Source organism: Pseudomonas sp. 13B_3.2_Bac1, assembly GCF_025466205.1.
GTDB lineage: Bacteria > Pseudomonadota > Gammaproteobacteria > Pseudomonadales > Pseudomonadaceae > Aquipseudomonas > Aquipseudomonas fluorescens_H.
In genome coordinates this window covers 23,738-33,144 of record NZ_JANLOG010000028.1, presented here as the reverse complement: position 1 = coordinate 33,144, position 9,407 = coordinate 23,738, and the positions used below count along the sequence as shown (strand labels likewise).

At 59.8% G+C, this 9,407-nt stretch carries 10 protein-coding genes; 3 read left to right on the top strand and 7 right to left on the bottom strand.

Annotated features, from left to right (window positions below; all coding sequences use genetic code 11):
* Positions 1 to 93 precede the first annotated feature (93 nt).
* The 6 genes from NTD85_RS04510 to NTD85_RS04485 form a co-directional block, all read right to left on the bottom strand.
* Positions 94 to 495, bottom strand: a complete 402-nt coding sequence (locus NTD85_RS04510; RefSeq protein WP_003220570.1) for an ExbD/TolR family protein — start codon at positions 493 to 495, stop codon at positions 94 to 96.
* Between the two features lies 1 nt (position 496).
* Positions 497 to 1,222 (bottom strand): MotA/TolQ/ExbB proton channel family protein, encoded by a 726-nt coding sequence (locus NTD85_RS04505; RefSeq protein ID WP_103520459.1) that lies wholly within the window; start codon positions 1,220 to 1,222, stop codon positions 497 to 499.
* Positions 1,223 to 1,308: 86 nt separating this feature from the next.
* Positions 1,309 to 2,124: an energy transducer TonB gene (locus NTD85_RS04500; RefSeq protein ID WP_003220562.1), complete on the bottom strand. Its 816-nt coding sequence runs from the start codon at positions 2,122 to 2,124 to the stop codon at positions 1,309 to 1,311.
* 274 nt (positions 2,125 to 2,398) lie between these two features.
* The gene (locus NTD85_RS04495; RefSeq protein ID WP_262141521.1) at positions 2,399 to 2,734 is read right to left on the bottom strand and encodes a hypothetical protein; all 336 of its coding nucleotides are present in this window, start codon (positions 2,732 to 2,734) and stop codon (positions 2,399 to 2,401) included.
* A 55-nt stretch (positions 2,735 to 2,789) separates the two neighbouring features.
* A complete protein-coding gene (locus NTD85_RS04490; protein ID WP_003220556.1) occupies positions 2,790 to 3,113 on the bottom strand; it encodes a hypothetical protein in 324 nt (107 codons plus the stop codon).
* A 162-nt stretch (positions 3,114 to 3,275) separates the two neighbouring features.
* Positions 3,276 to 3,530: a hypothetical protein gene (locus tag NTD85_RS04485; protein WP_262141520.1), complete on the bottom strand. Its 255-nt coding sequence runs from the start codon at positions 3,528 to 3,530 to the stop codon at positions 3,276 to 3,278.
* A gap of 145 nt (positions 3,531 to 3,675) precedes the next feature.
* Here NTD85_RS04485 and NTD85_RS04480 point away from each other — a divergent pair, with 145 nt between their 5' ends.
* Positions 3,676 to 4,047 (top strand): hypothetical protein, encoded by a 372-nt coding sequence (locus tag NTD85_RS04480; RefSeq protein WP_262141519.1) that lies wholly within the window; start codon positions 3,676 to 3,678, stop codon positions 4,045 to 4,047.
* Between the two features lie 16 nt (positions 4,048 to 4,063).
* Here NTD85_RS04480 and NTD85_RS04475 read toward each other — a convergent pair whose 3' ends face one another.
* Positions 4,064 to 6,424, bottom strand: coding sequence for a TonB-dependent receptor (locus NTD85_RS04475; RefSeq protein ID WP_262141518.1), 2,361 nt, complete (start codon positions 6,422 to 6,424; stop codon positions 4,064 to 4,066).
* A 165-nt stretch (positions 6,425 to 6,589) separates the two neighbouring features.
* Between NTD85_RS04475 and NTD85_RS04470 the strand changes: the two genes are divergently transcribed.
* Both NTD85_RS04470 and NTD85_RS04465 read left to right on the top strand, forming a co-directional pair.
* Complete coding sequence (locus NTD85_RS04470; protein ID WP_103520463.1) at positions 6,590 to 7,534, top strand: LysR family transcriptional regulator; 945 nt, start codon at positions 6,590 to 6,592, stop codon at positions 7,532 to 7,534.
* Positions 7,535 to 7,724: 190 nt separating this feature from the next.
* Complete coding sequence (locus NTD85_RS04465) at positions 7,725 to 9,341, top strand: alkaline phosphatase family protein (protein ID WP_262141517.1); 1,617 nt, start codon at positions 7,725 to 7,727, stop codon at positions 9,339 to 9,341.
* The last annotated feature ends 66 nt before the right edge of the window (positions 9,342 to 9,407 follow it).

Here is a 9,407-nt window from a genome sequence, read left to right as displayed (position 1 = left end):
CAGCTCCTACAGGGATCGCGAGTGGGTTAAAACCGGGATAAAAAAAGGGCCGCACCCTGCCAAGGAGACGGCCCCGGAAAAACGTAAATCCTGTTACCGCGCAGTGATCACCGACAACTTGGTAATCCCTGCCCGCTCGATCGAGGCCATGGCCCGCGCCACTTCGCCGTAGTTCACCCCGTCGTCGGCCTGCAATTGCACGCGCACTTCCGGGTCCTTGGCCTTGGCCGACTTGAGGTTGAATTCCAGCAAGTCCGGCTGAATTTCATCCTTGTTGATAAACAGTTTGCCGGCGCCGTCGATGCTCACCACCAGCGGATCTTTCTGCTCGACCGGTGCTACTGCTTCGGTCTTTGGCAGGTTGATCGGGATCGCGTTGGTCAGCAGCGGCGCGGTGACGATAAACACCACCAGCAGCACCAGCATCACGTCCACCAGCGGCGTCACGTTGATCTCGCTCAGCACCTCGTCGCTGTCTTGCGTGGAGAAGGCCATATCAGGACGCCTCCTTCACTTTTGTTGCGTTGCCCGGTGCCGCTACCTTGTTTGCAGTCGGGTGGATCAGCACTCGGAACGCACTCTTCTGCGCCAGGCTGTAGAAGTCGTGGGCGAAGTCATCCAGATCCGCCGCCGTCAGTTTCAGACGCCGCAAAAAGTAGTTGTAAACCAGCACCGCCGGCACCGCGACCGCGATCCCCACTCCGGTGGCAACCAGTGCCGCACCGATCGGACCGGCGACGGTTTCCAGGCTCGCCGAGCCTGCCGCGCTGATGCCCTTGAGCGCTTCCATGATTCCCCACACCGTGCCGAACAGACCGATGAACGGCGAGGTGCTGCCAATACTCGCGACCACCGCCAGACCGGTTTCCAGCGAACGCCGTTCGCGGACGATCTGCTGGCGCAAGGCACGCTCAAGGCGATCCTGATGGTTGATCGCCTGACTCAGGTCATTGGCCTGTGGCGCTTCGCCGACCTGGATCGCCGCATAACCGGCCTGTGCCACCCGAGCGGCAGCGCCGGGTTGGGTTTCGCTCAACTCGGCGGCGGAGTCGAGACTCGACGCCGCCCAGAAACGTTTATGAAACCTGCGATCCTGCGCCTTCAGACGACCGAACTGCACAGCCTTGAGCAGCGCCAGTCCCCAGGTGGCAACGGAAAAAACCACCAGCAGCCAGATCACCGCGCTTTCGATGGATTCCAGTGGAGAGGCCAGTAACGTCATGATGTATTCCCTCGTGTGTGGGAGCCGAGCTTGCTCGCGATGGCGGTTCCAGACACACCGCGAGAATAAAGTCAGCTGATTACCAATTAATGAATCTTGAAATCGATGGGCACGCTGACCCAGCCGTCCTGGGCGACATCACCCTGCTTGGCCGGCACAAAGCTCCACTGCTTGACCGCGCTTAGCGCCGCATCGTCGAGTTGCTGCCGACCGCTGCTTTTCTGAATCTGGATCTCACCGGGCTTGCCGTTGGCCAATACGTGCACCCTCAGCATCACCGTGCCTTCCCAGCCGCGACGCTGGGCCAGCGATGGATACTCCGGCGCAGGGTTCTTCAGGTACGCCGCGTTGGCCGAGGCCGGTGTCACTGGCGCGGGAGCCGGTGGCGCGGGTGGTGCCGGCGCGGCAACCGGAGCGGCCGGTTGGGGCGGCGCCGGAGGTTGCTCGAGCGCTTTGGGTGCCGGTTTCGGCACCGGTTTGGCCACCGGTTTCGGCTTGGGCTTGGGAATCGGTTTGGGTGGCGGCGGCTTCACCGCCAACTCGTCTTCAACCGGCGGCGGTGGCTCAACCACCGGTACCGGTGGCGGCGGTTCGACCACCGGCGGCGCGGGTGGCGCCGGCCGCGAAAACTCGATGGTCATCGGCGGAATTTCCGGCGGCACGATCGGCAACGCCGGCGTCGGATGCTGGTTGATCCAGTAGATCACCGCGCCGTGCACCAGCAGCGCCAGCACGCCGAGCAGAATGGTTTCACGGCGGCTCAGAATGCCCTTGGGCGCACGCTGCAAACGCAGCTGCCCCAGCGGCACACGATGAGGCCGGCCGAGATCGACCAATTCGCCACTCGGTGCCTGGCGCCACAGCACCTCCTGTGCACTGGCGGCGGTCTGGACATTGCCCATTGATTCACTCCCTGCGGTCTCTTTGCGAAGTACCCGACGGGTCGCCGCAAACATCCCCCGGGCGACCGGTCGTTGGGTGAATCATTGGAGCAATTGCTTATCTCCGAAAGTAACTTTTCTTGATGTGCTTAGTCTTTTTAAGAATATAAATTTCTGCCGAATGTCGCGAAGCCGCGGCCGGTAAGGGCTAGCGTCCGGGCGCAGATTTACAATGCTTTTCAAGCATGAAAAATATTCGGCGAAGGCATGCGAAAACCGTTCAATCCGGGCTTTTTCACGGCTCTTGTCGGACAAATTCCAGGCCGGTCAGCGCGACATCCCCTGACAGGTCGGCCGCACTACCCATTGCACGCAGGCGTGCATAGGTCTGATCGGCGGAGAACATTACCCACGCTTGTCGCCTGCCATCGGTCATCTGCGTGCTGAAGGAGATGGCGATCGTGCCTGTTGAAAAGCCGTGCTTGAAATGAAAATTGCCAAACGCGAGCGGGTGGTCGATCCCGGACAGCGACAATGTGCCGGTGAAACTGCCGGTGCGGTCATCGCCCTCGGTCAGGGTCAACGTTGTCGCGGAAGGCTCGTGGTGATAAACGCCGTTGATCGTGGACATGTGCAGCATCCTTGCTTGGTTTATTTGAAGAGAGACAGCGGGCGCCCGCGGCGCCTCAGGCATTGCGCAGCAAGTCACCGGGCAACGTGCTGACCGCACCGTCGTAGGTGACGCGCACGCAGTGGCCGCGCAGTTCGTGGGTGCCACGGCTTGGCGAAAACAGGGTCAAGGCGAAGTAACCGTGATCCTGGTTAGCCGCCAGGAGCGAAACCACGGTGGGAGGCTGATAGCCGTTGAGGCTGGAATAACGACCGTTGACGATGCTGTAGTTGACGCCTTCGTGATGCAACGTGCCACCGAAGACGCCGGTGCGATCATCGGAATCGACAATGGTCAGAGAGGGACCATCAAGGGTATTGGAATAAAGTCCGTTTTGCATGTAAGCATCCTGATCGAGTGATGAAGTTCGCAGCGAGCTTAGAATCAAGCACAAGCAAACTCTGTCATCCAAAGGAAGTACGATAGACATGAAAACGACTTATTGAGTGTAAGAAAAAGCCGCCGAGCTTAAATAGCGCGGCGGCTTTTTTGTGACTCCAGATTACTGTTTGATAAATTCTCCAGCCAGCCCCACAACATCACCATCAAAGTTGGTACGCGAACCCACCGCACGAACTTTCGAATAGTTGTGATCCGGTGAGAACAGCGTCCAGGATTGAAAACCGGTGCCGTCATTCAGAGCCGCGAAGGTGATGATCGTAGGCTGCCCGGTGCTGTTCTGGAAATGGTAATGCCCGTAAGCGATGTCGTAGTTCACGCTGTTCTGGCTGAACTTGGACATTTTCAGCTTAATCATTATTTCTTTTTATTCTAAGAATAGCTCAAGCAAATCGTTCAAAGCCCGCGCACCTGTTAGTTCTTACAGGTGACAACCGCCGCGTGATGCGCATTAAATCAAGTCGTTGAATTAATTAAATAGTCACCACTTTAAGGATGAAAAAATGAATGCCAAATCATTGATCAGCTCGATTGCACTGCTCTCGGCTGCATATCTGTCTACTGTAAATGCTGACACCGAAAGCCCACAGAATGTGATCCCAAGCGGTCAGGTTTCCATTGATCCCGCTAAAGCGTCCTACCCTGCGGTAGCAAACGATACCTCATTGAGGGTTGTGAATAATTCCAGCGATCCCATCTATGCGATACAGAAAGGCGTCAAATACACAGTTGAATCCCATGCATACACGGATTTGGATTACGGGAAGGGGATCGTGACCCTGACCACCTCCAAAAAGGAGGCGGTCATTAAATTCGTCAACTTCGAGGGGCACAGTCCAAGGTGCCCTCCGGGCGCCTGCCTGATCGTGCAATGAGGGTTGCCGGAACAAGTCAGAAGTCGTAGCGACCGGTAACGCCGAGGGTGCGCGGCGTACCGAGCAGGCCTTCATAACCGCCGTTGCCGCCGGTCCACAGGGTCGTGTAGTAGGTCTTGTCGAAGGCGTTTTTCAGCCATAGCGAAACGTCCCACTGGCCCTGATTGAAATCACCGCGCAGACCGGTGGACAGGTTGACCACCGCGTAGCTCGGGATCTGCCCGTAGTCGGAATCTTCGACCGTGCCCACCGCTTTCGAGCGGAACGCGTAGCTGGCGGTGACGTAGGGTTCGAAGCCGTTGGCCAGATTCCATTTGTATTCGCCGTTGGCGTTGCCGATCCATTTGGAAGCGCCGACCACCTGGTGGCCGCTGAGATCGCAGGACGCCGGTGCGCCCGGGGCCTGGCTGATTTCCGGCGGGCATGGCGCATCTTTGTACGAGAGGTAACTGACGTCGTTGTACGAGCCGTTGAAGTTCAGCGTCAGGCCGCGCAACGGAATCACCGTGCTTTCGAATTCGACGCCGTGCGAGCGCACCGAGCCGGCATTGGTCAGGTATTGCACGCGGTTGACGTCGTCGTAGGCGTTGGTCTGATAGGCGTTGACCTGAGTCCAGAACACGTTGGCGTTCAGCTGCAGACGCCGATCCCACAGGGTGCTCTTGAAGCCGAGTTCGGCGTTGTTGGCGCGCTCGGTGCCGATCAACAACGAGTCGGCGCCAGCAGTTGGTGCCGAACCCACCGCGAGGTTCACGCCACCGGATTTTTCGCCGTGGGACAGCGTGGCGTAGCCGAGCAGATCATCGGTGATGCGGTAGCTGAGGTTGAGCAACCCGGAGGGGCTTGAGCTGTACTGGTTGAGATCGCCGGAATCGTAGGCGCCAGTGCGTCCGCGTCGTGCAGTGGCCGCGGCACCGGTCACCGCAGCGCCACCGACTGGTGCATCGCGAGTGACCCAGGCGGTTTTTTCTTCATAGGTGCCGCGCACCCCGGCGGTGAAATCCAGGCGCTCGGTCAGGTGCCAGGTGCCTTGGGCGAACAACGCGAAACTGTCGGTCTTGATATGGCCGTTGCCCACGCTGTCAACGTTGGCCAGCGCACCGCGTGGCGTGCCGTTCCAGATGTCGGCCTGCGGGCCGTAATAGGCGAAGGATTTGTTGTCCAGATCCGAGCCGAAGTAGTACGCGCCCACCACGTAATCGAAGAACTCGCCCTTGGGCGAGGCCAGGCGAAATTCCTGCGAGTACTGTTTGTCTTCGACCGAAACGCCAGCGTTGTAGGTCGCCGCGACGTTGAGACCGTCGTCGTTGGCCGGGGTGAAATTCCAGAAGCGATAGGAGCTGATCGAGGTCAGGGTGAAATCGCTCGGCAGCGTCCAGTTGGCCTCCACCGACGTGCCGCCCTGATGCACGGTGACGTGCTGATCGTTGTCCAGATTGACCTTGCGGTGCGAGCCGTTGACCAACGTCGCACCGGCGGCATCGGCCCGCGACTGGTACAGGTTGACGCCATTGATGGTCGGCCCGGTGTTGTACAGCACGCGGGTGCCGGCGCTGGAGTCCTCTTCGTTGTAGTCGCCGATCCAGCGCAGGTTGAAGTCTTCGTTGGGCTTGAACAGCAACTGCGCACGGAAGCCATCGCGCGAGCCACCGTTCAAATCATGGCCGTTGTATTCGTTCTTGATGTCGCCGTCGCTGCGGGTGCGATAGGCCGAAAAACGTCCGGCCAGCTCATCGTTGATCGGCCCGGAAATGGTGCCCTTGGTCTGGAAATAACCGTCCTCGCCGAACGAGGTTTCGATGCTGCGCTCAGGGGTGAAGGTCGGCGCGCGGGTGCTGATGTTGATCACCCCGGCGGTGGTGTTCTTGCCGAACAGCGTGCCCTGCGGCCCGCGCAGGACTTCGAGCTGTTCGATGTCCATCAGGTCGAATACCGCCATCCCCGGACGGCCCAGATACACGTTGTCGATGTACAGACCGACACTGCCCTCCAGACCGTCGCTGGCCGGGTTGTTGCCGAGGCCACGAATCGACACGCTGGACTGGCGCGCATGCATGTAGGCGACGTTGACGCTCGGCACCAGTTGCTGCAAATCCTGAATCCGGTAAACGCGCTGCGTCTCCAGAGTCTGGCCGCTGACCACGCTCATCGGCGTTGGCACATCCTGCGAACTTTCTTCGCGGCGGCGGGTGGTAACGGTCACGGTCTCCAGCTGCGAGCTGTTGGCCGCAGGCTTGCCGGCGGGAGCCGGTGGCGGGGTATCGGCGTCGGCGGCGTAGCTGTGAGTCCAGCTGGCACTCCCCGCCAGCAACAGGGCCAGAGGCAGGCGTTTGAGCCGTCGTGGCGTTAAGGGTGACGCAAGGTTCAACGGACTCATGGCGCGGCTCCTGGTCAAAAAACACACAGTCAACTTTTGCGCTGTATATTCTTTAAAGTTATTTATTTATGTTTTTACAAAGATTTACTGCATAAGAGATTGCCTTTATAAGGAGTCGACCTAATGCATATCCAATGCATTTCCCGGATATTTTTTATGTGAAAAATGCATATCGACTTGCGCCAACTTCGACACTTCATCGCCCTCGCCGAACAACGCAGCTTCGTCGCCGGCGCGCAGGCGGTGAACCTGTCGCAGTCGGCCTTCAGCCGCAGCATTCAGGCGCTGGAACACAGCGTTGGCTGCCAGTTGGTCGACCGTGGACGCAAGGATCTGCCGCCGACCAAGCAGGGCCAGGTGCTGCTCGAGCACGCGCGGCGACTGGTCAGCGGCGCGCAGCAGATGGCCAACGAGATCAGTCAGTTCAATGGTCTGGAAGCGGGCGAACTGCGCTTCGGTTGCGGCCCGGCGCCAGCAGCCGGATTGATCCCGCGCGCCATCGGCGCGTTCATCGGGCGCTACCCGAAAGCGCGGGTGCAATTTCAGGTCGATGACTGGCAGAGCCTGAGCAAACGCCTGCTCAGCGAAGAGTTCGAATTCTTCGTCGCCGACACCCGGCACTTCGAAGCCGATCCGGATTACCTGACTTACCGCCTGCGGCCACGCAAATGGCATTTCTGCTGCCGTGCCGGGCATCCGTTGGCGGCGTTTGAACGGGTCTCGGCCGAGCAACTGATGAGTTATCCACTGGCGGTGAGCATTCGTCCGCCGAACCTGCGCAAGGTCATCGTCGACCTCAGCGGCCGCCCGGACTTCACCCCCAATGTCGAATGCGAAAACAGCTCAAGCCTGCTCAGCGTGGTGCTGCGCTCGGATGCCATCGGGATTGTCGGGGCGTATTCCGATGCGCTGCATCAGGCCAAGGGTGAGCTGGTGTGTTTGCGGATCGAGGGTCTGGCGGATGATCTGGAAGAGCTGTACACCCGCTACGGGATTGTCAGTCGGGCGGGGTATCGGTTGTCGCCGCTGGCCGAGGCGATGATTGAGCAGATCAAGGCGATTGATGCGGTGGATGATGAGGTGTGTTCGCTGGAGAATTTTGCCGTCTGAGCCACCCTCTTCGCGAGCAAGCCCGCTCCCACATTTGGAATGCGTACTCCTGTGGGAGCGGGCTTGCTCGCGAAGGCGTCGCCACTCACACCGATGCATCCACTGCATAAAACCCATTCCCCAAATGCACTTGCCGAACACCCCTGCCGAAAGCGACAACCCTCGCCTGTCTTTCTGACCGGTGAACCCCATGTCCAACCCGCAAAACCCTGTGCGCAACGTGCTGTACATCATGTGCGATCAACTGCGCCGCGATTACCTGTCCTGCTACGGCCACCCGCATCTGCACACGCCGAACATCGATCGCCTGGCCGCCGCCGGCGTGCGCTTCAGCCGTGCCTACACCCAGGGCACGATCTGCGGCCCGTCGCGGATGTCGGCCTATACCGGACGCTACGTCAGCAGCCATCAGGTCGCATGGAACGCCGTGCCATTGCCGCTGGAAGAGCTGACGATTGGCGACTACCTGCGCCCCCACGGCATTCGCACCGCGCTGGTCGGCAAGACCCACGCCACGGCCAATGTCGATGCCCTGCAGCGACTGGCGATCAGCCCGGACAGCGCACAGGCCGAGGTGCTCAACGAGGTCGGTTTCGAACCGTACTTTCGCCACGACGGAATCTTCCCCGACGACCCGTTGTTCGACGACAAACGCGAATCCGCGCCCTACACCCACTACCTGCGCGAGCAGGGTTTCGACGGGCGCAATCCCTGGCACGACTGGGCCAACGCCGCCGAAGGCGAGAACGGCGAAATCCTCAGCGGCTGGCACATGCGTCATGCGCATTTGCCAGCGCGAATTCCCGAGCAGTTCTCTGAGACTGTCTACACTACTAATCGAGCCATCGACTTCATCACCGAGCAAGGTGATAAATCCTGGTGTTTACACCTCTCCTACATCAAACCGCACTGGCCCTACATCGTACCGGCGCCATACCACGCCTTGTACAGTACGAAATCGATTCTCGAAGCGGTCCGCGCGACGCCCTCCGAAGCCAGCAAACACCCCGTATACACGGCGTTTCGTCAACATGAGGAAAGCCTCAACTTCTCCCGTGATTCAGTACGATTGAATGTAATCCCTACCTACATGGGCCTGATCAAGCAGGTGGATGACCAACTCGGGCGCCTGTTCGATTTTCTGCAGAGCAACGGCAGGTGGGATGACACGTTGATCGTGTTCACCAGCGATCACGGCGACTTTCTCGGCGACCACTGGCTGGGCGAGAAGGAGTTTTTGCTGGAGCAAGCGGTGGGCGTGCCATTGATCGTGCGCGACCCGCGCGCGGCGGCGGATATCACTCGGGGTACGGTGGATGAGCGACTGGCGGAAACCATTGATGCGTTGCCGACGCTTCTCCAGGCCCTGGGCTTGCCGGGGGCCGAGCATCGCCTGGAAGGACGCTCGCTGATCCCGCTGTTGCACGGCGAAAACCCCGACTGGCGTCGCTACGCGATCAGCGAATACGACTACGCCTTCCAGGCCCCGGCGCGCGAGCGACTTGGCCAGCCGATCGACCGTTGCCGCATGACCATGGTGCGCAGCGAGCGCTGGAAATATCTGGCGTACGACGGCTTCCGGCCGCAGTTGTTTGATCTGCTGAATGATCCGCAGGAGTTGCGCGATCTGGGTGAGGACCCGGCATACGCGGCGGTGCGCGAAGAGCATGCGGGGTATCTGTTCGAATGGGTGCGCGGTTTGAAGCGGCGGACGACCATCAGCAATCAGGAGATCGATCTGCGCGGGCAGCGGTTTCGCTATGGCGAGCCTGAGACCGAGAAAGTCGTGCAGATTGGCGTTTGGTGAAAGAGCTTCGCGAGCAAGCCCGCTCCCACAGGGTTCTGTGTCGTTCACATCCACTGTGTTCAACAC

Excerpts from the sequence above, each read along its gene's own strand:
- NTD85_RS04505 (WP_103520459.1), bottom strand. The coding sequence starts at position 1,222 with ATGACGTTACTGGCCTCTCCACTGGAATCCATCGAAAGCGCGGTGATC.
- NTD85_RS04470 (WP_103520463.1), top strand. The coding sequence starts at position 6,590 with ATGCATATCGACTTGCGCCAACTTCGACACTTCATCGCCCTCGCCGAA.
- NTD85_RS04500 (WP_003220562.1), bottom strand. The coding sequence starts at position 2,124 with ATGGGCAATGTCCAGACCGCCGCCAGTGCACAGGAGGTGCTGTGGCGC.
- NTD85_RS04465 (WP_262141517.1), top strand. The coding sequence starts at position 7,725 with ATGTCCAACCCGCAAAACCCTGTGCGCAACGTGCTGTACATCATGTGC.
- NTD85_RS04510 (WP_003220570.1), bottom strand. The coding sequence starts at position 495 with ATGGCCTTCTCCACGCAAGACAGCGACGAGGTGCTGAGCGAGATCAAC.
- NTD85_RS04475 (WP_262141518.1), bottom strand. The coding sequence starts at position 6,424 with ATGAGTCCGTTGAACCTTGCGTCACCCTTAACGCCACGACGGCTCAAA.
- NTD85_RS04490 (WP_003220556.1), bottom strand. The coding sequence starts at position 3,113 with ATGCAAAACGGACTTTATTCCAATACCCTTGATGGTCCCTCTCTGACC.
- NTD85_RS04485 (WP_262141520.1), bottom strand. The coding sequence starts at position 3,530 with ATGATTAAGCTGAAAATGTCCAAGTTCAGCCAGAACAGCGTGAACTAC.
- NTD85_RS04495 (WP_262141521.1), bottom strand. The coding sequence starts at position 2,734 with ATGTCCACGATCAACGGCGTTTATCACCACGAGCCTTCCGCGACAACG.
- NTD85_RS04480 (WP_262141519.1), top strand. The coding sequence starts at position 3,676 with ATGAATGCCAAATCATTGATCAGCTCGATTGCACTGCTCTCGGCTGCA.